Origin of the sequence: Sphingomonas asaccharolytica NBRC 15499, assembly GCF_001598355.1 — a bacterium.
Taxonomy (GTDB): Bacteria; Pseudomonadota; Alphaproteobacteria; order Sphingomonadales; family Sphingomonadaceae; genus Sphingomonas; species Sphingomonas asaccharolytica.
The window spans coordinates 55,792-77,880 of record NZ_BCYU01000012.1 but is presented as its reverse complement, the minus strand read 5'-3'; the positions used below and the strand labels follow the sequence as shown (position 1 = coordinate 77,880).

The window sequence follows — 22,089 nt, the reverse complement described above, 5'->3', positions numbered from 1 at the left end:
AGGGCCGGGGTGACGACATATTTTAGCTGCGATCGTTAGGAGGCAGCGGCCGAAACGGCAGGATGGTCTTCAACTGCTGCAACGCCGGCGCACCGGGAATCAGCGCATTATGCCCCAACAGGAAAGCGTGCCGCACGATCTCGGCCTGTTGTTCGATCCCGTATTTGCGCAGCTCCCAACCCGGCTTCACGGCATAATCGTACCTCGCCCAAGGGACGCGGCGGAGTGGCAGGAAGATGCCCGATTGGTGCTGCCAGATATGCACCATCTCGTGGACGAACAGCCCTTGTTCGCCCAGTTCGGCATGGCTGAAATCATCGCGATAGGCAGTGCCGTGCGGATGGAAATGGATCCGACCGCGCGGGCTCATCACCACGCTCCTGGGTTGGAAGAACGCCCATTTGCCGAGCACCACGCGCACCGGTGCGAGGTCGATCGCATCGCCGAATACCGACCGCGCGAGGTCGATCTCGCCCGCGGTCAGTGGCCGGACCTCCCGCCTCACGCCAGGGTACTCATTCCGGCGCTGGGTCGCCCGCGCCGACAACCTTTGCCGGTGCCGTCAAAGTGTGGCCGTCGGCAAACGTGAAAGTCAGCGGCACGGTTCCGCCAGGGGTTGCCCTGAGACCATAGAGCATGACGTGCTTGCCGCCCGGCGCGAAGGTAACCTCGCCCCCGGCGCGCAACGCGACGAGCTTCAGCGGCGCCATCGACATCATGCCCCCGGCGCTCATGCTCTCGTGCATCTCGCTGCGCACCGCAGCCGTGGTCGAGACGCCGGTCAGCGTCGCGTCCTTTGGCCCACCCTTCAGCGTGAAATATGCCGCCGACGGGTTGGACGGCACTGCAGCAAGGCGAACCCAGGCATGGTTAGCCGACGCCTCTTTCGGCTGTTGGCAGGCCGACAAAGCGACGATCGCGGGAACCAGCAGCAGCGCGGACTTCATTCCTTCTCCTTCCCACTTTGGGAACACTTGAAATCCCTAGGCACGACGCAATCTTGCGGCAAGCGAATCCCCCCCTATATCGCCGGGGTATTTGGTGCTTGCGTCGCCTCTCGTGAGGGGCGCGGGCTGGGTTTTATTTTGATTGAGGGGCCACAGAGGACCAATGGCAAAAGTAATCGGTATCGACCTGGGTACGACCAACAGCTGCGTTGCCGTAATGGAAGGCGGCAAGCCCAAGGTGATCGAAAATGCGGAAGGCGCGCGTACCACGCCGTCAATCGTAGCCTTCGCCAAGGATGGCGAGCGCCTGATCGGCCAGCCGGCCAAGCGCCAGGCAGTGACCAATCCCGACAATACGGTGTTCGCGGTAAAGCGCCTGATCGGCCGCCGCTTCGACGACCCGGTGACCAAGAAGGACACCGAGCTGGTCCCGTATCATATCGTCAAGGGCGGCAATGGCGACGCCTGGGTCCAGGCCGGCGGCCAGGATTACAGTCCCTCGCAGATTTCGGCCTTCATCCTGCAGAAGATGAAGGAAACCGCCGAATCGTATCTCGGTGAAACGGTGACTCAGGCGGTCATCACCGTGCCGGCCTATTTCAACGACGCGCAGCGCCAGGCGACCAAGGACGCCGGCCAGATTGCGGGTCTCGAAGTGCTGCGCATCATCAACGAGCCGACCGCGGCGGCCCTGGCTTATGGCCTGGAGAAGCAGGACGGCAAGACGATCGCGGTCTACGACCTTGGCGGCGGCACGTTCGACATCTCGGTGCTCGAGATCGGCGACGGCGTGTTCGAGGTGAAGGCGACCAATGGCGACACCTTCCTGGGCGGTGAGGATTTCGACAACAAGCTGGTCGAATTCCTGGCCAATCAGTTCAAGAAGAAGGAAGGCCTCGACCTTCGCACCGACAAGCTCGCGCTGCAGCGGCTGAAGGAAGCCGCCGAGAAGGCGAAGATCGAGCTGTCGTCGGCTGCGACGACCGAGGTCAACCTGCCCTTCATCACCGCGCGCATGGAAGGTGGTTCGTCGACTCCGCTCCATCTGGTGGAGACGATCACCCGCGCCGACCTCGAAAAGCTGGTCGAGGATCTGATCAAACGCACGCTCGATCCGTGCAAGAAGGCGCTGGCCGATGCCGGCGTCAAGGCGTCGGACATTTCCGAAGTCGTGCTGGTCGGCGGCATGACCCGCATGCCGCGGGTCCGTGAGGTCGTGAAGGACTTTTTCGGCAAGGAGCCGCATACCGGCGTCAACCCGGACGAGGTCGTCGCGATGGGCGCCGCGATTCAGGCCGGCGTGCTGCAAGGCGACGTCAAGGATGTGCTGCTGCTCGACGTGACGCCGCTGTCGCTGGGCATTGAGACTTTGGGTGGCGTGTTCACCCGGATGATCGACCGCAACACGACGATCCCGACCAAGAAGGCGCAGACCTATTCGACTGCCGACGACAATCAGCAGGCGGTGACGATCCGCGTGTTCCAGGGCGAGCGCGAAATGGCGGCGGACAACAAGCTGCTCGGCCAGTTCGACCTGGTCGGCATTCCGCCGGCGCCGCGCGGCGTGCCGCAGATCGAAGTCACGTTCGACATCGACGCCAACGGCTTGGTCAATGTCAGCGCCAAGGACAAGGGCACCGGCAAGGAGCAGCAGATCCGCATCCAGGCCTCGGGCGGCCTGTCCGACGCCGATATCGACCAGATGGTCAAGGATGCCGAGCGCTTCGCCGACGAGGACAAGAAGCGGCGTGAAGGCGCCGAGGCGAAGAACAATGCCGAGAGCCTGATCCATACCACCGAGCGTCAGCTCGCCGATAATGGCGACAAGGTCGATGAGGCCCTGAAGTCCGAGATCGAAGCGGCGATCGCCGAGGCCAAGACCGCGGTCGAGGGTGGCGATCCCGAGGCGATGAAGGAAAAGGCCAGCGCGCTGGCGCAGGTCGCGATGAAGCTCGGCCAGGCGATCTACGAGAAGCAGGCGGCGTCCGAGGCATCGCCCGCTGCCGATGGCGCTGCCGCGGGCAGTGAGGCCGGCGGCGAGGATGTGGTCGACGCCGAATTCTCGGAAGTGGACGACAACAAGGCGTAAGTGATGGACTTTACCCGTCATTCCCGCGAAACCGGGAACCCATCTCCCTCGCTTCGACCGAGGCAGGATCAGGAGATGGGCTCCCGCCGTGGCGGGGGTGACGGGGAAAGTCGGCGGGGGCCGGGTAAATGACCACCGAAGTTGATTTTTACGAACTGCTCGAAGTCGAGCGCGACGCTGACGACGCGACGCTCAAGTCGGCCTATCGCAAGCTCGCAATGAAATACCACCCCGACAAGAACGGGGGCTGCAAGGATCACGAAGCGAAGTTCAAGGCAGTCAGTCAGGCGTATGAATGCCTGAAGGACCCGCAGAAGCGTGCCGCTTATGATCGCTTCGGCCATGCCGCGTTCCAGCAGGGCGGCGGGCCCGGCGGGTTCGGCGGTGGCAACGACTTCTCGGGCTTTTCCGATATTTTCGAAAGCGTGTTCGGGGAATTCATGGGCGGTGGCCGTGGCGGCCAGCGCCGGCCGCAGCGCGGCGCCGATCTGCGCTACGACATGGAAATCAGCCTGGAGGAAGCCTTTCACGGCAAGTCCGAGCCGATCACCATCGACGTCGCCGCTTTGTGCGAGGCGTGCGACGGTTCGGGCGCCAAGCCGGGTACCTCGGCCAAGACCTGCGGCACCTGCGCCGGGCACGGCAAGGTGCGCGCGCAACAGGGCTTCTTCGTCGTCGAACGCACTTGTCCGTCCTGCCACGGTGCCGGCCAGGTGATCGCCGATCCGTGCTCGTCTTGCCGCGGCGAGGGTCGCGTCGAAAAGACCAAGACGCTGACCGTCAACATTCCAGCCGGGGTCGATGAAGGCACGCGCGTGCGCCTGACCGGCGAAGGAGAGGCGGGGCCGCGCGGTGCGCCCGCGGGCGATCTCTATATCTTCCTCCATGTGAAGCGCCACGCGATCTTCGAGCGCGAGGGCACGACCTTGTTCGCGCACGCGCCGATCAGTTTCACCACGGCGGCGCTCGGCGGATCGATCACCATTCCCGGGCTTGATGGCGAGCAGCACGACGTCAAGGTCGCGCCGGGGACGCAATCGGGCCGCGAAGTGCGCCAGCGCGGCGCCGGCATGCCGGTGCTCCAGGGCAAGGGCCGCGGCGACCTGGTCGTCCGGATCTCGGTCGAGACCCCGACCAGGCTGACGGCCAAACAGCGCGAGCTGCTCGAGGAATTCCGGTGCACCGAAACGGGCGACGAATGCCCGCAGACGCAGGGCTTTTTCCAGAAGGTGAAGAAGGCGGTTGGAGGGTAAAATCCCTCTCCCTTTGGGAGAGGGAGAGTTCGAGCTTTGACCTGCTCCCAGCAGGTCAAGGTCCGGGGGACCGGACCTCGCTCGAACTCGCCGAAGGCGCGGAAGGGTGAGGGCAGGGCCTATTGGCTCGCGCCACCCTTCCCCTCAAACTACCCTCATCCAAGCTTCGCTAGGCGGCAAGCCGCCAAGCTACGCTATCCTTCTCCCACTGGGAGAAGGATCAGGCAGGAACGATCGGCCCCCACAGCTCGCTGTGATTCTCATCATGCCCGGGCATTCCCGACTTGGTCAGATACCCGCGCGCGTCCGGGATATGGCTATAGATCATCCTGAGCGGGCGTTCGTGCCATTGCAGGTTGAACGCCCAGCGGATGGGGAAGAATTCCATCGTCGAATAAGGCAAATGGTCGTGCACCCACCAGGCGATGCGCTTCCAGTCGTCGGGGCCGGTCCATTCGTTGGCGAAGCGCGGGACGACGATGCACGCGGTCGCGCCCATATGGCCCTGCGCATCGCGCTGGTCCCAGATATGGCCGGCGGCGCTGCGCTCGTTCGACGCGCAATTATAGCCCTTCACGTTGCCCAGCCGGTTGACCTCGGCCGAGCGATAGGCCGATCGGATCGCGATCCGCCCGAACACGTCCTGCAGCGGCTCGAGCAGATCCTCGCACAATCGAGTGCCCGCCGCGATCGCCAGATCGGGATCGTCGGGGATATTCGACAGGCTGTGGATCTCGGCGATGTCCGAATAGAGGAAATCGCGCATGAAAAAGGTTCGCGACAGCTGGACGCGGCCCAGTTCGGTCAGCTTGGCCACCGTTTGCGGTTTCTTCACGCGTCCCTCCCACGAAAACTCCGGCATAGCTCGCCGACGCGTGTGCGCAAATATATCCAGTTTGGGGATAATCTCCGGAGGAGTCCGGCTCGTCTTAAACGAAGCCGATATTCCAGCTCGATGGAGCATAGTTGCCGATATTGGGCAGCACGGTTGCCATGTCGCCGCCGCTGACGCCGAACCAGTTCGCCAAGGTCGCTGCATATTGGTCGACCGCGATCGTCGGGAGCAGGCGGCCCTGGCCGACATCGTCGGGCGTGTTGCTGCCGATCGCCGGCGGCGTGCCATAGATCGTCCGGCCGCGCACCGCGCCACCGATCACGAAATGCATCGATCCCCAGCCATGGTCGGCGCCGTCGCTGTTCGATGTCAGCGTGCGGCCGAAATCGGATGCGGTGAACGTCGTCACCTTGTCGGCGACGCCCATCGCGCCGGTGGTGTCGTAAAACGCCTTCAGCGCGTCGGCGACCAGCCCGATCTGGCGGGGATGATCGGTCGCGAGATTGTCGTGCATGTCGAACCCACCCAGCGACACGAAGAACACCTGCCGCCGCGCGCCGAGCGTAGCCGAGACCGAGATCATTCGCGCCACGATCTTCAATTGGTCGGCCAGGCTGTTGCCGCTGGGGAATAGCGGGAAATTGGCCGCCGGAGCGCCCGCCAACGCGGAACTCAGCTGGGTATAAGTGTCGAGCGACCGCTGGCTCACCCGGGCATGTTCGTTGGCCAGGATGTTGGCGTTGCCACCGGTCATCAGCGTCTTGAGCGTCGCCATCGCGGTTGAGGACGAATAGAGCGACGCCGCATTGTTGAGCAACGCAATCGGGCCGCCCGTTCCGACCGCATATTGCACCGCGCTACGACCGGTCAAATAGACCGCATTGCCGCTGGCGTTGACGCAGGTCAGTGTCGCCGATCCGTTGCCGCTCTGGAACAAATCGCCGATCCGGCCGCCCCAGCCGCTCGTCGCGCCTTCGGGATTCGACGCCTGGAAATAGCTCTGCTGGTCGTTGTGGCTGAACAATTTGGGCGGCAGCCGCACCGCGTTCGCCTGATATTGCGCCTTGGTCGTCGGCATCACCAAGGTGCCGACGTTGAGCACCACCGCCATCCGCCCAGCGTCGAATACCGGCAGCAGCGACGCCATGGCGGGGGCAAGCGCATATTGCCGCCCACCGAGGCTGTTGGCCGGGTTGAGCGCGGTGGCGGTCAAGGCGTCGCGCGGCAAGGCGATATTCGACCGCGCCGCCTGATAGAGCGCGTAGCTGGCGGCATCGTAAGGCGGCAGCGTGTTGGCGTAATCGTTACCGCCGTACAGGAACACGCACACCAGCGCTTTGTAATCGCTCGAGACCGCGGCGGCAGCTTCGCCGATCGCGGCCAGGCTGGTGACGAACGGCGCCGCGACGCCGGCCATGCCGAGCGCGGCGCTCCGCTTCAGGAAGGCGCGGCGGGATTGATCGTGCTCGAAACAGCTCATCACTTCACCGTCAGATAGTCGGGCGACGCCAGCGTCAGCAGGATGGCGATCTTCGCGCGATTGATGGGGCCGTTGGTCGCCGACGCCGACACGCTGTCGACGGCGGCGCGGATCGATGACAATGTCGCGGTCGACAACTGGCCGGCGGCAAGCACGACGTTCACCTCGTCGACCAGGGCGGCGCTGTCCGCCGCCTTGGTCAGGATCTCGGTATAATCGGGCTTCGCATCGCCGCTGCCGTTGTTGACCAGGGCGTTGATGAAATTGACATAGCCGATCACCGATTGCTCGTTGGTGATCTGGAATTCGGGCGCGACCAGTCCGGCATTGGAGATCGCCGTGCTGGGCGGGGTGTAGCCGGGGCGGAAGAAGTTGAACACCGAGGGCGCGCGGCCCATCGACTGGCCCAGCCGGGTCGACGGGCTGCTGGTATCGCCGATCGGCCAGGTGTTGGCGGGCGAGGTCATGTTGAACGCGCGCGCCCAGCCGGTCAGCCGCATCACCGGCTCGCGCAATTTGCCGAAGGTCGTGTCGGCCATCATGCTGTCGGCGCGCGCTTCGCTGTCGGTCAGGATCGCGCGGATCACCGCCTTCATGTCGCCGCGTATGCCCGCACCGTTATCGGCGAACGCGCTAGCGACGCGCCCGACATAGCCCGCGCTCGGGTTGCTGGTGACCATCCGCTGGATCAGTTGCTTCGACACGAACGGCGGTACGTTGGGATGCGCGAAGATGGCATCGAGCGCGGTCTTGACCGCCGCCATGCCGCCACCGGTCGTGCTGGTGTTGAGAAAGCTCGACGGTCCAGTCTCGTTGATCGCCGCGTTGATCACTAGCGGCAGGCGGTAGCGGTCGGGCGTCGTGCTGGTATTGTTCGCCAGCACCAGCCCGGTGAACACGCGCGCCAGGCCGGTGACGTCGAGCTGGGTATAGGTCTCGGTCGGGGTCGCGCCGCCGATCAATGTGCCGTCGGTGTTGAGCCGGTACAGGCCCAGCGTGAACAGCTGCATCAGCTCGCGCGCGTAATTCTCGTCGGGTTGGGCGCCCGTCGTGGCATTCGCCTTGCGGTTGCCCAGGAAGGTCAGGAACGACGCCATCGCCGCATTGGTGGTGATCTTGTCGAGGATGTCGCGGAAATTGCCGAACGCATTGTCGAGCAGCACGTCGACATAGGCGGCCATCGCGAATTGTTTCCAGTTGAGGTTGAGCCCGTCGATCCCGACCACCAGCATGTCGAGCAGCGCTATGCCGACGCGTTGGCGCAATTGATCGGGCTCGGCGATCATCTGACGCCACATGGTCGCGTCGAACCCCGCCTGGTTGTTGATGTTGGCCGCGGCCGAATAGCCGTTGGCGACCAGCCAGTCCCAATGCGTGGTGGCGCGCGGCATCGCGAACTGATCGTTCAGCCAGCCGGTAATGCCGCGCGCGACCAGCGCGTTGATCGTGCTGCGCGTCGCGCCCATCGTGGCCTGGCCGAGGAAACGGCTCGCCTGGATGTCGCTCAGCGGGATAACCGGAGGCGGGGCGGGCGGGGGCGGCGAACCGCCAGTGGCGCCGCCACCATCGCTGCCGCCACCACAGGCGGCGAGCGCCAGCGCCGAGCCGACCACCGTGACGGTCGGCAACGCCGGGCCGCTTGCGATCGACCGCTCCGGTTCGGGCGTATTGCGCCCGTCAAAATCGATATTGTCCACTGGTCCCCGCCGTGCCCCTTTAGGGTCACAACGTAGATCGGCGGGATTCCCTTCGCCAATCGTCGCTGCGATCACCCTGCCGCCAGAATACCCGGTACGACGTACCGGAGTCGCAACAGAGTTCGCTAAATTTTCGGTAGGGATGTCGTGTTGGGTCGTGCCACCAAACCCGGCCTGACCGCCCCCGGCTTTCACGGGGTGCGGCGGGGCCGATGGTTTAGAGGGAAAGGACCCCCGCCACCAGCGCCAGGCTGCCGACAGTCACCACAGCGGTGGCCAGCATTTCCATGATACGCATGGTTGCTTCTCCTTAGAGCCGGATCAGTCCGGCTGGGGAGGCATATGGAAATAGTTGCGCTGACGCGCAATATTGTTTCAATCCTTCGCAGTTGCAGCATTTGCACTTGTGTTGCCATGTTGCATCCGACTGTGCCTCAAAAGGCACAGTCGTCTCACGCTCAGGCGTTCGCGAACACTCGCGCAAAGATCGTGTCGACATGCTTGAGGTGGTAATCGAGGTCGAACTTCTCCTCGATGTCGGCCGGCGACAGCGCAGCGGTCACTTCGGGATCGGCCTTGAGCAGTTCGAGCAGCGACAGCTCGCCGTCCGATTCCCACACCTTCATCGCGTTGCGCTGGACCAGCCGGTACGAATCCTCGCGGCTGACCCCCGCCTGGGTCAAGGCCAGCAGCACGCGCTGCGAATGGACCAGTCCGCCCATCTTGTTGAGATTCTTTTCCATCCGTGCCGGGTAGATCAGCAATTTGTCGATCACCCCGGTCAGCCGCGCCAGCGCGAAGTCGAGCGTGATCGTGGCGTCGGGGGCGATATAGCGCTCGACCGAGGAATGGCTGATGTCGCGCTCGTGCCATAGAGCGACATTCTCCATCGCCGGAATCGCTGCGCTGCGCACCATTCGCGCGAGGCCGGTCAAATTCTCGGTCAGCACCGGATTGCGCTTGTGCGGCATCGCCGACGAGCCCTTTTGCCCGGGCGAGAAATATTCCTCAGCCTCGAGCACCTCGGTGCGCTGGAGATGGCGGATCTCGACTGCCAGCCGTTCGATCGACGAGGCGATCACGCCCAGGGTCGCGAAGAACATCGCATGGCGGTCGCGCGGGATGACCTGGGTCGATACCGGCTCGACCGCCAGACCGAGCTTGTCCGCGACATGCGCTTCCACCCGCGGGTCGATATTGGCGAAGGTGCCGACGGCCCCCGAAATCGCGCAGGTCGCGATATCCTTGCGCGCCGCGACCAGCCGTTCGCGGTTGCGCGCGAATTCGGCATAGGCCTCGGCCAGCTTGAGCCCGAAGGTGACTGGTTCGGCATGGATGCCATGGCTGCGCCCGATCGTCGGGGTAAGCTTATGCTCCTCGGCGCGGCGCTTGAGCACCACCAGCAGCGCGTCGATATCGGCCAGCAGGATATCCGACGCGCGCGCCAGCTGCACCGCCAGGCACGTGTCGAGCACGTCGGACGAGGTCATGCCCTGGTGCATGAACCGCGCCTCATCGCCGACATTCTCCGCCACCCAGGTCAGGAAGGCGATGACGTCGTGCTTGGTCACCGCCTCGATCGCGTCGATCGCCGCGACGTCGATCTTGGGATGGGTCGCCCACCATGCCCATAAAGCGGCGGCGGCTTCCTTGGGCACCACGCCGAGCTCGGCCAGCGCGTCGGTCGCATGCGCCTCGATCTCGAACCAGATCTTGAACCGTTCCTCCGGGGCCCAGATCGCGGTCATGTCGGGACGGGAATAGCGCGGGACCATGAAGGACCTTTCGAAAACGGGATGCCGGGAATGTCCGCGCCGATAGCAAGCGCGGTCGCGACCCTCAATCGCCTTTGCGGCATGGCCAGGGGAAAAGGTGTTGCGGTGCGCACTGTGGTCTCGGAGTGACGGTTCCCTAAAATCGTGAGTCAGCTCGTCGCAACCAGCGAACAGGTCCGCGACGACCTGCGCCAATCTTGAGACAAATCGGCCCTTCACATCGGCAATTTAGGAGCCATATCGAAAGTCGAATGTTGTATATTATGCAGTTCGAATGGGGCGTTGAATATCGCTCCCTATAACAGGGTCTAAATCGCAAGGAGATTTACCATGCTGAAGCATGTATTATTGGCTAGTGCTATTTTGATTACTGCGCCTGCTCTGGCACAGAACCAGCCACAGACTGCAACCCCGCAGACGGATACTAACGCTGCACCTGCGCAACCGCAGACCGCGCCAGCGCCGGCGGCACCGACAGCCAGCGCTCCGGCACCGCAGACCACGTCGGCACCGACCTCCGCTGCTCCGACCACGCCTCCGGCGCCGACCACCGCTGATGCCCAGCCGCAAACTGCGCCCGCGCCGACCGCGCCTGCACCTAACGCTCAGGCAGCCAATGCGGCTCCCACCGATCCGGCGACAGCAGCCGCCGCGCCGGCCAATCCGGGAGCGCAAGTCGCTGACGTCGTTGGCGGTGAGTTCGGCACCTATGACAAGAATAAGAACGGCTCACTGAGCAAGACGGAGTTCGGCGCATGGATGACCGCGCTACGTACCAAGGCCGATCCGTCGTTGAAGGACGATGCCGCCAACAAGGCGTGGGTCGCTCAGGCCTTCACGCAAGCCGATACGGACAAGTCCAAGTCGGTGTCGAAGGACGAATTGACCAATTTCCTCTCGCAGGGTTCGGGTCAAAAGGCGTCGTGATCTAACTCCGACGACGCCCACGCAGAGGGCCGCCGCGTTTTCCCCTTGGCGCGGCGGCCCTTTTTCGTGTGCGCTAAGCCAGCTCCGCAGATGCCCCTTTATCGGGCCTTTCCCGTCCGCCACCGATGAGCAAAACGGCAGCGTGTTCGAGTAACGCGGGCGCGTCATAGGCGTTTAGTCGCCCGTCGCTCATGAAGGCGCCATCGAACAGCAGCGCGATCTGCATGGCGGTCGTCTCGGGGTGGACAACGCCGCCGTGCGCGCAAATCGCTTCGAGGCGACGGTGCATCTCCGCCTTGTGCTGGCGCGCGACCAGCCTGGCAGGATGGGCGCGGTCGGCAAATTCCGCGGCGACGTTCAATTGCGGGCACCCGCGATAGCCGTTGCGGCGAACGCGCTTTCCGATCCAGTCGCATAGCGCCTCGATCTGGCCCATGCTGGTTGTCGCTGTGCCGATCACGGCGTCCCATTGCGACCAGAACTCGGCATCTTCCTTCTTCAGAAAAGCCTCGATCAGCGCGTCCTTGGTCGGAAAGTGGCGATAGATGGTGGTCTTGGCGACCCCCGATTCCTCGACGATCTGTTCCATGCCGACCGCGCGGACCCCGTTTGCGTAAAACAAATCGGACGCGGTCTCGAGTGCGCGGAGTCGAGCGCGTCGCGAGCGCGGGTCCGGTCTGTCGGGCGAGCTAGCGGTCATTTTCGTTCCTTCGGCGTGGGCGTTTGACACCGATACCGATCGGTGTCATTTCGTCAAACGATACTGATCGGTAGCGGAGAATGATGGTGGCAGCAATCAAGGTCGCGGTGCTGGGGGCTAGTGGCCATACCGGCCGGTTCGTCGTCGACGCCCTCCGCCAAAAAGGGGCGGCGGCCATTCCGGCGACGCGCTCCGGACGGTTCGTGGCGCTAGGAGGTGGCGAAGAGGCGTGCCACATCATCGACTTTTCCCAGGGCGAAAGTCTCGATCGCGCGCTGGCGGGTGCGGATGCGGTAATCAATTGCGCGGGGCCGTTCTTCGATACCGCGGGACCGGCCGCGGAAGCGGCGTTGCGCGCGCGAATGCCTTATCTCGATGTCGCCGCCGAGCAGCGGACCGTGCTCGACCTGTTCGAACGGTTCGACGCTCCGGCGCGGGCAGCCGGCGTCACCATATTGCCTGCCATGGCCTTTTATGGCGGGTTGGCCGACCTGTTGGTCTCGGCACTCGTGCCTGGCCCGGATCGCGTCGAAACGATCGACATCGCGGTCGGCCTGGATAGCTGGCACCCGACCCGTGGCACGCGCCTGACCGGGGAGCGCAACACGTTCAAGCGCCTGATCATCAGGGATGGCGAGCTGGTTCCCATTCCGGAACCGGCGCCCTCCGGGCCATGGACCTTTCCTGCGCCGTTCGGCGTGCAGCCAGTCACCTGCGTGGCGCTGAGCGAGATCATCCTGCTGTCGCGCCATGTCGACGCCGCCGCCGTCACCAGCTTCATGAACCTGAAGCCGCTTGCCGACTTGCATGACGCCCGCACGCCGCCGCAGGCGAGCGACGCGCACGGCCGCTCAGCCCAGCAATTCGTGCTCGACGTGCGCCTGACTAGTGACGGGAAAGAATGGCGCGCACATGCAAGCGGCCGCGACATCTACGCGGTCACCGCGCCGCTCGTCGTTGAAGCCTGCATCGATCTGGTGACGGGAGCGGCCGCGCCCGGCGTGCGGACGCCGGGCGAGATATTCGAGCCGCGCTCCTTTCTGGCGCGCCTGGCGCCGCTGATCGTCGTCGACTTCGAGGACAAGCCGAGCATGGCCAAGTCGTCGGACACCCGACCGCTCGCCGTTTCGCCAAGCTGACGAAATCGGGAGGACCGCCGAATATCTGCTACTGGCGGCCCGTTCCGATACGGCATAGATAAAGCGGATGGCAGTGCCGTCCCCTTCGGTCGCGTCGCGTTTCGATTACCGGACCTACGCCCCAAACAGCAGCATTGCCCCGCACCTCCATGACGCGCCCAGCCTGACGCTCGTGCTCGGCGGCGGCTATGAGGAGCGGATTGCCGGCCGCACGGCGCTGCAGCGTGAAGGCTGCGCGTTGATCTGCCCGCAGGACCTGCCGCACGCGCAGCGTTTCGGCGCACGGGGTGCGCGCAAGATCATTGTCACGCCCGGCCCGGCATTGCTCGATTATCTCAGGACGACGACGATGTTCTCCTCGGCGCCGTCGGTTCGCGCGGCGCCGATCGGGAAACTGGCGCGCCAGATCCTGGCCGAACGGTCGCTCGACGACGCCTTCTCGGGCGCCGCGATGGAGGGGGCGGCATGGCAGATCGCAGCCTTGCTCGGGCGCGGTGTCACCGGAGCGTCGGTCCCGGCATCCTCGCTGGTGCGCCGCGCGTGTCGGGCGATCGCGGCGATGGACGACCAGCCGATCGCGATCGCGGCTTTGTGTCGCGAAGCCGGCTGCCATCCCGCAACGCTGACCCGCGCCTTCCGCCGCGAGCTCGGCTGTACGCCGGGAGACTATCAGCGACGCCTGCGGGTGGAACGGGCGGTGCGCCTGCTCCGGGACACCGCGATGCCGCTGGCGGACGTTGCGGCTGCGTGCGGCTTTTGCGATCAGTCGCATCTCGCGCGGTCGTTCCGCCACGTGCTGGGCTGCACGCCGTCGGACTATCGCCGCCGCGCGTAACGTCCCAATCGCGGCTTGCGTCCAAGACAGGCGGATATCCGCATCGTAGCACCGCCTGGACTTCCACGACGGATGACCTGACACATGCGCTTCTCCCTGATGATCGCCGCCGCGTCGCTCGCCGCTTTGGCTGTTCCGGCATCGGCCGCGCCGTTCGATCGCGCCGCATGGCAACAGGATTATGCTCAGCTCAAACAGGCGCTCGAACGGGGTTACGCCAATCTCGCCTGGAAAGCGTCGGGCGCCGGGGGCGTCGATCTGCCGGCGCTCGATCGCGCGACCAACGAAGCGCTGGCGCGCGCGACGAGCGATGCCCAGGCCATCGACGCGATCCGTGCTTTCGTCGCGGGTTTCCATGACGGGCATTTTTCCGAACTGCCGTATCGCGCCGCGGCGACAGGACCGGCCGCCGAGCCGGCCGATGCCAAACTGACGTCCGACGATGCGGCCGGTGGATGCGCCGCGCTCGGCTTCGCCTCGACCGGGTCGGTCGCCTTCACGCTGCCGTTCGAGCAATTGCCGGGGTTCCGATTGGTGTCGGACGGACTCGGCTCGACGTTCCGGACCGGAACGCTGTCGAGGGTCGGTGCACAGATCGGCGTGATCCGCATCCAGGCCTTCCGTGCCCGCGCCTTTCCCGACGCGTGCCTCCGCAGCTGGGCGGCATTGTGGCGCAAGGGCAAGCCGGTCACCGCCGATGCGGTCACTGATGCTGCGGCCAACCAATGGTTCGCTGATCTGTTCGGGGCGATCCGGGCGCTGCGCCAGGCGGGTGTTACTGCTTTGGTGATCGACATCGGCAATAACAGCGGCGGAGACGATAGCGGCGACTGGGCGGCGCGGCTGTTCACCGATCGCCCGGTGCGGTCGTCGCGGCTGCTGATGGTCGATGCGCTGGTGTCGGCGGGCTATTTCGACGAGCAGATCGACGGCCTCGGCAAGGCACTGGCCGGCAAATCGTCGGCGGAGGGAAAGAAGGCGCTGTCGGAAGCCCTGGCCTTCTTCACCCGGCAGAAACAGGCGATCGGACAGCAACGCTGCGACCTTTCCTGGTCGTGGCGCGAGCAGCGTCCCTGGTCGCCGACCGGATGCAATCGCCTTCTCGCCGCCGGCTATGCCGGGGGATATAGCGCCGGGCTGACCAAAGGCGCGTTCGGTGACGAGGACCTCGCCGGCACTCTGTCGTCGGCGTCGATGATCGAGGAATATTATGCGGCCTGGACCGGACCGACTTATGTCGTCACCGATCAGCGATCCTATTCGGCGGCGGAAATGTTCGCGGCGGTGATGCAGGACAATCGCATCGCCAAGATCGTCGGCGTTCGCACTGGGCAGGACGGATGTGGGTTCATGACCGATGCGCCGCCGCTCGTGCTGACCCATTCGCATCTGCGCTTCCGCATGCCCAATTGCATGCGCCTCCGCGCCGATGGATCGAACGAGGAAGCCGGCATCACGCCCGACATTCCCATTCTCCCCACCGACGAGGAGAGCGATCGCGCGCGCGCCGATCGCGCCGTGGTGGCCATTGCCGAGGATATCGCGCGAAGCGGTAAGGGCACAATCGTTCAGTAAGGCAGCGCGACCATCGCGGCGACCGTCTCCCACCTCCAGAAACATTAGTATTGACTAATTGATTAGCATGAACTAATCGATTCGCATGCTTCCCGCTCTACCCGTCGACGCCGTCATGCGCGCTCTTGCCGATCCGACCCGCCGGGCCGTGTTCGAGCAACTCGCGCGCGGCGGAGAGGTCAATGTCGCCGAGCTGACCCGCGCCAGCGGCGTCACCCAGGGTGCGATTTCGCAACATCTCAAATCGCTCAAGCTGGCCGGCCTCGTCGCCGAACGCCCGCAGGGGCGGAATGTCTTCTATCGCGCGACGCCGGATGGGCTCGCGCCGTTGCTCGACTGGCTGAGTCACTACGACGCCTTCTGGCGCGACCGCTTCGCCAATCTGCGTGATTTGCTCAAGGAGATCGATTCGTGACCGACATTGCTTTGTCCGCCGATGCGCGAGAAATCGTGATCGACGAAGTGTTTCCCCATGCGCCCGCCACGGTGTGGAAGACGCTGGCCACCAGCGACCTGATGGGGCGTTGGCTCAACATGACGCCGACCGGATATGAGGCGGTGGTCGGCAATCGTTTCACCTACAAGACCTCACCGGCCGGCGCATGGGACGGGACGATCCAGTGCGAAGTGCTCGAGGTCGTGCCAGGCGAGCGCCTATCCTATTCGTGGAAGGGCGGCGATGAGGCCAATGTCGGCTATGGATCGCGGCTCGACACGATCGTCACTTTCACGCTGGAAGAGGTCGATGGCGGCACCCGCTTGCGGGTCGTTCATTCGGGCTTCGTCCTGCCGAGGAACGAGACCGCCTATCGCAACATGAGCGGCGGCTGGAGCCAGGTGATCGGCCGGATCGGCGCGGTGACCGAAGAAGAGGCGTCGACCAAGGCGCGGTGAGCGCAAACCTTTCTGATCAGGAGGAATGTCATGCAACAGGACAGCAAGCTCGAGAACCGCCCGCCGACGGTCCCGGCTTCCGATTGGACCGCGGCGTGGGAGCGCACGCTGGTCAAGGAGAAGGCCTTCTCCCGCGCCCGCGACGCGCTCGCCGCCGAGCGCCGGCGGATGCCGTGGATGCTGGTCGACAAGGATTATCGGTTCGAAGGACCCGATGGCGCAGTGAGCCTGCTCGATCTGTTCGAGGGCCGGCGCCAGCTCATCGTCTATCGCGCCTTTTTCGAGCCCGGCGTGTTTGGCTGGCCGGATCATGGCTGCCGCGGCTGCTCATTCGGTGCCGATCAGGTTGCGCATCTCGCCCATCTCAATGCCCGCGACACCACGCTGGCCTATGCCTCGCGCGCGCCGCAATCCGATATCGCGCGGCTGAAGGCGCGGATGGGCTGGGACATGCCCTGGTACACGATCACCGACAGTTTCGACGCCGATTTCGGGGTGGACGAATGGCATGGCCATAACGTTTTCATCCGGGAGGACGGGCAGATCTATCGCACCTATTTCATCAATAATCGCGGCGATGAGGCGATGGGCACGACCTGGAACTTTCTCGACATCACGCCGCTGGGTCGGCAGGAAATGTGGGAGGATTCGCCCGAGGGCTATCCGCAGACGCCGCCCTATAAGTGGTGGAACTGGCACGACAATTACGAGGCCGAGCAAGAAGCGCCCGATCCCAAATGGGTCGAGATATCGGATGCAGGAGAAGCGGCGTTCCGCAAGGAGGACCAAGCATGATCGCCGCAGGCACGGCCGGCGGCGCCGGGCTCGCCAAATGGCTGGGCCTGGCGGCATCGCCGACCTTCGCGGCGATGGCGGTGCTTACGAGCCTCGGCGGTGGTCCGATGGTGTTATGTTCGGGGACGGCAGGTTTCCCGTTGGGCGGGATGGTGCCGATGTACCTGCTGATGAGCGTGTTCCACGCGGCGCCGTGGTTGAAGGTGATCGCGGGGCAGTCAGGGCCGGGCTAGATCTTGCGCCACGCGCGGCCACGGGGATTTCGTTACAAATCCCTTCGCCTTTTTCCCTCTCCCGCTAGCGGGAGAGGGAGGGGCCCGCCGCCGTCAGGCGGGGGGGAGGGTGAGGGTCTTCTTTCTTCTTGTTTCGCACCTCGGTTGGAAGAAGAAAGAAGACCCTCACCCAACCCTCTCCCGCAGCGGGAGAGGGCTTTAGCGATCAGATAGCGCAAACCAGCTTGTGCAACAAAATGTAATGTGATCTCATATCTGAGTGACTCGGCTCCTCCCCCTTGTCCTGCTTGTTGCGACGGCGTGTTCTCGGCCGCAGCCTCAGCCCTCAGCGCCGCTGGGTCCCGAGACCCGAAAGGCGCTGGCGTCAGCTCAGTTGTTCGCGCGTAAGGTCGGGATGGCCGGCGACTGCCTGTCGCCCGAGCCTCGCGAACATTATTCGATCCAGGATGCCGCGGATACCTGGGTGGTCGAGGTCGAGCCTCCGCCAAGGCCAGGCCCGGTGCTGCGCCTGACCATCCGCAAGGATAATTTCAAAGTCATCCGGGCGCAGACGATCGCCTAGGCATCCAGCCCGGCGGCAGGATTGGCACGGTCGCGCAGGCGGGAGTGCCGTCGCGGCCCCTGCTGGCGATATGCGCGGTCAGGCGCTCGCCCGGCGCCAGCGCCTCGATCGCTTGCCAGCCAATCGCGCCGAGCGGGACTTTGACCCGGCGCTGCCATGGCGATCCGATCTGTCCGGCGCTCGCACCGACATTGATATAGACGAACCGCGCGGTCGGCGGTCCTTGGACGAACGGCCCGAGCAACCGCGGTCCGCCCGCGGCAGTGCTGCCGTCCACGTTAATGTCGAGATCGAACACGAGCGCGTCGACGGACGCCTGGACCGGGCCGACCAGGTCGAATTTCGCACCGCTGCCGCGTTGCAACGCGAGCGCGACGCCCGGGATCGGCTGGTCGACCACGATGCGCAGCGGGAGTTCCGATTTTTCAGCCGTCATGGCGCCAGCCCTCCATCACTTCTGCCGCTTCGTCGAGATCGCGCCGCCGCGCCGCGTCGATCGCGGTCTGGCCGCTCTTGTTGCGCATCCGCGGATCGGCGCCATGGCGCAGCAGGATGCGCGCGACGTCGACCGCTTGGTCCTCGTCGTCGGGCAAATTGAACAGCGGCGTGGGCGTATCGTCGTTCACCCGCGCTCGATTGGCCAGTTCGGGCTCGACGCTGAGCACGGCATCGAGCCGCTGCGTCAGTCCGAGATGGACCAGCGGCCACATATCGCGGCTCAACGGTGCGAGCAGATCCACCATCCGCGGCCGCCCGAGCACCACTGCCCAGCTGAGCGGCGTCCCGTTCCACTTGCGCTCCCGGCGGTCGATCTCGGCACCCGCGGCGATCAGCAAATTGGCCGCCTCCAGCGAACCCGACTGCACCGCGCGGTGCAGCGGGGTGATACCTTCATGGTCGCATCCGCTGACTTCGGCACCCAGCGACAATAACAAGGTTATGGCCGGCGCGTTGCCGAATTCGGCGGCGGCCAGCAGCAAAGCGGGGCTGGTCACCAGACGCGGGTCGCCGGCGAGCAGCGTCCGCGCGCTCGCTTCGTCACCGCGCAGGCAGGCGGCCCGGAACGCCTGCGCGCCGCTCAACGCCACCGGCATCGCGCCATGACGCTCGAGCAGAGCGGCCATGTCGACGAATCCGGAAAGCTGCGCCAGCGCATGGACCGGTTGTCCGGTATAAGCATGCGGCGTATCGGGATTGGCGCCGCGCACGAGCAGCCATTCGGCGCGCGCCAGATGGTTCTGGCCGACCGCGTTGCCGAGCAGATAGTCGAGCGGGTTGAGCGGCCGGTTCCCACCGATGCGATAGCTGACCGCATCGCGCCAGCGTTCGGTAATGCCCTGCGCCTCGCAATGCCGCCACAGCAGATCGTACCAATAGACGTCGTGGCCGACGATCGAGATGTTGTAGAGCGCCTGGGTGTCGAACGGCGACGCGCCGGCGGCGACCAGCAAGTCGACCAGCTCGGCCGCCTGCGGATGGCTCGGCTTGGCGCCTTCGCCCAGACCGATCGCGCCGGTCACCAGGGTGAAGGCATTGTCCCAACCGTCGTTGAACGAGAAGTTGGGGTCCGCGCCCGCCGCCAGCAACAGCCGCGCTATCGCCACGCCGTTAGTGGGGTCGAGCCGGCCATAAGCGACATAAGCGAGCGCGGTCCAATTCTTCGGACCGCCCTCCGCGACCGCGGCACCGGGATCGCGCGCCAATCGCCGCTCGACCTCCTCGACATCGCCGCACGTCGCAGCGGTGAATATGTTGTCGCGAGCAACGACGGGGTGGCGATCGACGATCCGCCGCGCGACGGCTGGATCGCCATCCCAACCATGCCGCAAGACCTGGTCGAGCCGCTCGGCATAGCTCTGGCGATCGAGCGCGAGATCGGCGATCGCGGCCTTGAGCGCGATCCAGCTTTCGCAGCCATAGTCGAGCGCCAGCGCCTGGTGCACGTCGCGCAACGCGGGATCACCGGAGAGTTTCACCCCGGACTCGCGGAGCCGCGCGATCGCGGCATCATCGCCCGCGCGAATGGCTTTCAGCCAGCGCTTGGCGTCCTTGCGCAGGGTGTCGAGATTGGTTTTGGGCGTGAGCGTACGGCGCATCGGAAACCTTCCTTCCAAATGCCAGACGTCCGCTTACGAAAGGCCGGAAGAAGGGTTCGTAAGTATCGTTTTCAGCTGGATGGGAGAAGCTCCCTTGCCGCGGACAGGTGGCGCTCCAGATGCGCTCTGGGCGGGAGTATCGGGGATGGTGTTGAGCCTGTCAACGGAGCGAGATGCCGCTCCGGCCGCCACGGAACATCGAGAGCCAGGTGACGGGGTTCCACGTCGCACTCCCGTCGAGCGAGTAAGTGACGAATTCCGCTCTTCCCCCAATATTCTCGATCGGAACGGCGCCGCCCAGGCCGTTCAATCCGGTAGGGACTCGGCTGTCCGCGCTCATGTCGCGGTTGTCGCCCATCAGAAAGACGTGCGCCGCCGGTACTTTATAGGCCGGGAAATCGTCCTCTGCGCTAGGCCCGAAATCGATCGTGTCATAGGAGCGGCCGTTGGGGAGCGTTTCCCGGACGATGTGGAGCCGGCAATAGGCCCGGCCATCGGCGCCGGTGATCCTCGCGGCCGCGAAGCCGGGGAACGATCGCTCGGGATCCGGATCGTGCGCGTCGCAGTGAAAGTTCCCGTCGATCGGCATCAGACGATCGCCTCCATCCTGTACGGGGAGCGGCCGCCCGTTGAGCCAAAGGCGGCCACCGGTCATCCGGACGACGTCGCCGGGCAGTCCGATCACCCTCTTGATCAAGTCTTCTCCGCGCCGGCCGGCGTCCGGGGGCGTCACGATGACGATGTCGCCACGATCGGGCAGCCGGCCGAAAAGCCGCCCCGGCATGAATGGGAGTAGGTGCAGGATCGGCGATGTGTAGGACCAGCCATATGGCCATTTGCTGACCACAAGCCGATCTCCGACCAGCAGCGTCGGCATCATGGATTCCGATGGAATATAGAAGAGCTTGGCAACGAGGCTCTGAAAGGCCACGATGAGAAGGATGAGGCCCGTCAGGTCACGGATCTCCTTGTACCAGCGGAAGCGGCGCGGCGGATTGGTGTCGGCGTCTGTCATGCCCCGAGGAAGCCGCAGGACGGTGCTCAACGCCAGCGATGCCGTGTCCGGACACGCCCTAAATTTGGTCCGGACAGTCGGGCTGGCGCCTCAACGGCCGCTGAATTCGTCGTAACTCAACATACCGTCATGATTGCTATCGAGTTGATCGAAGGCGGCGTGGCTGGTCTGGTTTCCATGCGCCAAAGCGGGGACGGCGACACCCGCGCCGAGCACCATGCCGGCGATTATCGCGGCGATGGTGTGCCGGCGCGCCCGCCGCCCGGCCGGCCGGCCGTCGCGGTCCGCTATCCTGGCGTCGATCAGGGTTCTGATCGCCTCGCTCGCCGAAACGCCATCGTCGCGGCAGCGACGGACGAAGGTGGATTTGGCTTCGTATGACAACCGGATTTCGATCGTCTCGCTCTTTTTCGGCGTCCGACTATCCGTCACCTGCATGCTCCGTTTCGTATTGCCCTTGCGGTCCTACGGGCCTCTCAGTTTAGCACATCGAGCGCCCTCATGCGACTATGGGCCAGAATGAGCGGCCCGCATTCCGGGCGGACTAAATCAACCCCTGACCCCGTAAACTCACGAATCCCTTGGTTCCCACGATAATATGATCGTGCACCGCGATCCCCATCTTCTTCCCCGCTTCCACCACCGCGCGCGTCAGGTCGATATCGGCACGGCTCGGCGACGGATCGCCCGAGGGATGGTTGTGCACCAGGATGATCGACGCGGACTTCAAATCGATCGCGCGGCGGATGACTTCGCGGACATAGACCGGCGCTTCGTCGATCGAGCCTTCGTTCATCAGCTCGTCGCGGATCAGCATGTTGCGCGTGTTGAGGTGGAGCACGCGCACGCGCTCATTGCCGTGATGCGCCATGTCGGCGCGGAGATAATCGAGCACGGCTTGCCAGTTGGATAGCAATGGTTTTTCCGCCACCTCGGCCCTCAGCAGGCGCAATGCGGTCGCCTGGGCGATCTTGAGCGCGGCGACCGACGTCTCGCCCATGCCCTTGACCCGCGCCAGTTCCTCGGGCGCTGCGGTCAGCAAGCCGGCGATCCCGCCGAACTCGCGCAGCAAGGCATAGGCCAGCGGCTTGGTGTCGCGCCGCGGGATGGCGAGCGCGAGCAGATATTCGATCAATTCATGGTCGAGCAGCCCGTCGGCGTCGGCGAGCAGCCGCTGCCGCAACCGCGCGCGGTGACCAAGATGATCCGGTTCCGGAACGTCCCCCATCCGTTACGGGTTAA

23 protein-coding genes are annotated in these 22,089 nt (G+C 64.8%); 11 read left to right on the top strand and 12 right to left on the bottom strand.

Features of this window, described 5'->3' with window-relative positions:
- Positions 1–22 precede the first annotated feature (22 nt).
- Together SAS01S_RS05045 and SAS01S_RS05040 are read right to left on the bottom strand one after the other, a co-directional pair.
- Positions 23–505, bottom strand: coding sequence for a vgr related protein (locus SAS01S_RS05045; RefSeq protein WP_066805833.1), 483 nt, complete (start codon positions 503–505; stop codon positions 23–25).
- A 10-nt stretch (positions 506–515) separates the two neighbouring features.
- A complete protein-coding gene (locus tag SAS01S_RS05040) occupies positions 516–947 on the bottom strand; it encodes a copper chaperone PCu(A)C (protein ID WP_066805800.1) in 432 nt (143 codons plus the stop codon).
- A gap of 163 nt (positions 948–1,110) precedes the next feature.
- Between SAS01S_RS05040 and dnaK the strand changes: the two genes are divergently transcribed.
- Together dnaK and dnaJ are read left to right on the top strand one after the other, a co-directional pair.
- Positions 1,111–3,036: a molecular chaperone DnaK gene (dnaK, locus tag SAS01S_RS05035; RefSeq protein ID WP_066805797.1), complete on the top strand. Its 1,926-nt coding sequence runs from the start codon at positions 1,111–1,113 to the stop codon at positions 3,034–3,036.
- A gap of 128 nt (positions 3,037–3,164) precedes the next feature.
- Positions 3,165–4,289, top strand: a complete 1,125-nt coding sequence (dnaJ, locus tag SAS01S_RS05030; RefSeq protein ID WP_066805794.1) for a molecular chaperone DnaJ — start codon at positions 3,165–3,167, stop codon at positions 4,287–4,289.
- 220 nt (positions 4,290–4,509) lie between these two features.
- Here dnaJ and SAS01S_RS05025 read toward each other — a convergent pair whose 3' ends face one another.
- The 4 genes from SAS01S_RS05025 to purB all read right to left on the bottom strand — a co-directional run bounded on the left by SAS01S_RS05025 (position 4,510) and on the right by purB (position 10,076).
- Positions 4,510–5,124, bottom strand: a complete 615-nt coding sequence (locus SAS01S_RS05025; protein ID WP_066805831.1) for a hypothetical protein — start codon at positions 5,122–5,124, stop codon at positions 4,510–4,512.
- Positions 5,125–5,218: 94 nt separating this feature from the next.
- Positions 5,219–6,604: a DUF1501 domain-containing protein gene (locus tag SAS01S_RS05020; RefSeq protein ID WP_066805791.1), complete on the bottom strand. Its 1,386-nt coding sequence runs from the start codon at positions 6,602–6,604 to the stop codon at positions 5,219–5,221.
- On the bottom strand, positions 6,604–8,301 hold the full coding sequence (locus tag SAS01S_RS05015; RefSeq protein WP_245656751.1) for a DUF1800 domain-containing protein: 1,698 nt from the start codon (positions 8,299–8,301) through the stop codon (positions 6,604–6,606). The genes SAS01S_RS05020 and SAS01S_RS05015 overlap by 1 nt, the downstream gene beginning before the upstream one ends.
- A 458-nt stretch (positions 8,302–8,759) precedes the next feature.
- Positions 8,760–10,076 carry an adenylosuccinate lyase gene (purB, locus tag SAS01S_RS05010; protein ID WP_066805788.1) on the bottom strand — a complete coding sequence of 439 codons (1,317 nt, stop codon included), beginning with the start codon at positions 10,074–10,076 and terminating at the stop codon, positions 8,760–8,762.
- Positions 10,077–10,406: 330 nt separating this feature from the next.
- Here purB and SAS01S_RS05005 point away from each other — a divergent pair, with 330 nt between their 5' ends.
- Positions 10,407–11,003, top strand: coding sequence for an EF-hand domain-containing protein (locus SAS01S_RS05005; protein ID WP_084238527.1), 597 nt, complete (start codon positions 10,407–10,409; stop codon positions 11,001–11,003).
- A gap of 73 nt (positions 11,004–11,076) precedes the next feature.
- Here SAS01S_RS05005 and SAS01S_RS05000 read toward each other — a convergent pair whose 3' ends face one another.
- Positions 11,077–11,703: a TetR/AcrR family transcriptional regulator gene (locus tag SAS01S_RS05000; RefSeq protein WP_066805785.1), complete on the bottom strand. Its 627-nt coding sequence runs from the start codon at positions 11,701–11,703 to the stop codon at positions 11,077–11,079.
- An 86-nt stretch (positions 11,704–11,789) separates the two neighbouring features.
- Between SAS01S_RS05000 and SAS01S_RS04995 the strand changes: the two genes are divergently transcribed.
- The 8 genes from SAS01S_RS04995 (at position 11,790) to SAS01S_RS22395 (ending at position 17,736) form a co-directional block, all read left to right on the top strand.
- The gene (locus tag SAS01S_RS04995) at positions 11,790–12,842 is read left to right on the top strand and encodes a saccharopine dehydrogenase NADP-binding domain-containing protein (protein WP_218016249.1); all 1,053 of its coding nucleotides are present in this window, start codon (positions 11,790–11,792) and stop codon (positions 12,840–12,842) included.
- Between the two features lie 67 nt (positions 12,843–12,909).
- Complete coding sequence (locus SAS01S_RS04990; RefSeq protein ID WP_066805782.1) at positions 12,910–13,677, top strand: helix-turn-helix domain-containing protein; 768 nt, start codon at positions 12,910–12,912, stop codon at positions 13,675–13,677.
- Between the two features lie 84 nt (positions 13,678–13,761).
- Positions 13,762–15,252, top strand: coding sequence for a S41 family peptidase (locus tag SAS01S_RS04985; RefSeq protein WP_066805780.1), 1,491 nt, complete (start codon positions 13,762–13,764; stop codon positions 15,250–15,252).
- Positions 15,253–15,367: 115 nt separating this feature from the next.
- Positions 15,368–15,667, top strand: a complete 300-nt coding sequence (locus tag SAS01S_RS04980) for an ArsR/SmtB family transcription factor (RefSeq protein WP_218016248.1) — start codon at positions 15,368–15,370, stop codon at positions 15,665–15,667.
- Complete coding sequence (locus tag SAS01S_RS04975; RefSeq protein WP_066805776.1) at positions 15,664–16,146, top strand: SRPBCC family protein; 483 nt, start codon at positions 15,664–15,666, stop codon at positions 16,144–16,146. Before SAS01S_RS04980 ends, SAS01S_RS04975 begins: the two co-directional genes overlap by 4 nt.
- A 30-nt stretch (positions 16,147–16,176) precedes the next feature.
- Positions 16,177–16,941, top strand: coding sequence for a DUF899 domain-containing protein (locus tag SAS01S_RS04970; protein WP_066805774.1), 765 nt, complete (start codon positions 16,177–16,179; stop codon positions 16,939–16,941).
- Entirely contained in the window at positions 16,938–17,174 is a 237-nt protein-coding gene (locus SAS01S_RS04965; protein ID WP_066805771.1) for a hypothetical protein, read from the top strand. The genes SAS01S_RS04970 and SAS01S_RS04965 overlap by 4 nt, the downstream gene beginning before the upstream one ends.
- 373 nt (positions 17,175–17,547) lie before the next feature.
- Positions 17,548–17,736 carry a hypothetical protein gene (locus SAS01S_RS22395; protein WP_157082670.1) on the top strand — a complete coding sequence of 63 codons (189 nt, stop codon included), beginning with the start codon at positions 17,548–17,550 and terminating at the stop codon, positions 17,734–17,736.
- Here the strand turns inward: SAS01S_RS22395 and SAS01S_RS04960 are convergent.
- The 5 genes from SAS01S_RS04960 to radC all read right to left on the bottom strand — a co-directional run bounded on the left by SAS01S_RS04960 (position 17,711) and on the right by radC (position 22,075).
- Positions 17,711–18,172 (bottom strand): DUF5990 family protein, encoded by a 462-nt coding sequence (locus SAS01S_RS04960; RefSeq protein WP_066805770.1) that lies wholly within the window; start codon positions 18,170–18,172, stop codon positions 17,711–17,713. The two genes, SAS01S_RS22395 and SAS01S_RS04960, sit on opposite strands and share 26 nt — an antisense overlap.
- Entirely contained in the window at positions 18,162–19,832 is a 1,671-nt protein-coding gene (locus SAS01S_RS04955; RefSeq protein WP_066805768.1) for an ankyrin repeat domain-containing protein, read from the bottom strand. Before SAS01S_RS04955 ends, SAS01S_RS04960 begins: the two co-directional genes overlap by 11 nt.
- Positions 19,833–19,992: 160 nt before the next feature.
- Positions 19,993–20,847 carry a signal peptidase I gene (gene lepB / locus SAS01S_RS04950; protein ID WP_066805751.1) on the bottom strand — a complete coding sequence of 285 codons (855 nt, stop codon included), beginning with the start codon at positions 20,845–20,847 and terminating at the stop codon, positions 19,993–19,995.
- Positions 20,848–20,937: 90 nt separating this feature from the next.
- On the bottom strand, positions 20,938–21,279 hold the full coding sequence (locus SAS01S_RS04945; protein WP_084238532.1) for an EF-hand domain-containing protein: 342 nt from the start codon (positions 21,277–21,279) through the stop codon (positions 20,938–20,940).
- A 112-nt stretch (positions 21,280–21,391) separates the two neighbouring features.
- Entirely contained in the window at positions 21,392–22,075 is a 684-nt protein-coding gene (gene radC / locus SAS01S_RS04940) for a RadC family protein (protein ID WP_066805745.1), read from the bottom strand.
- Between the last annotated feature and the right edge of the window lie 14 nt (positions 22,076–22,089).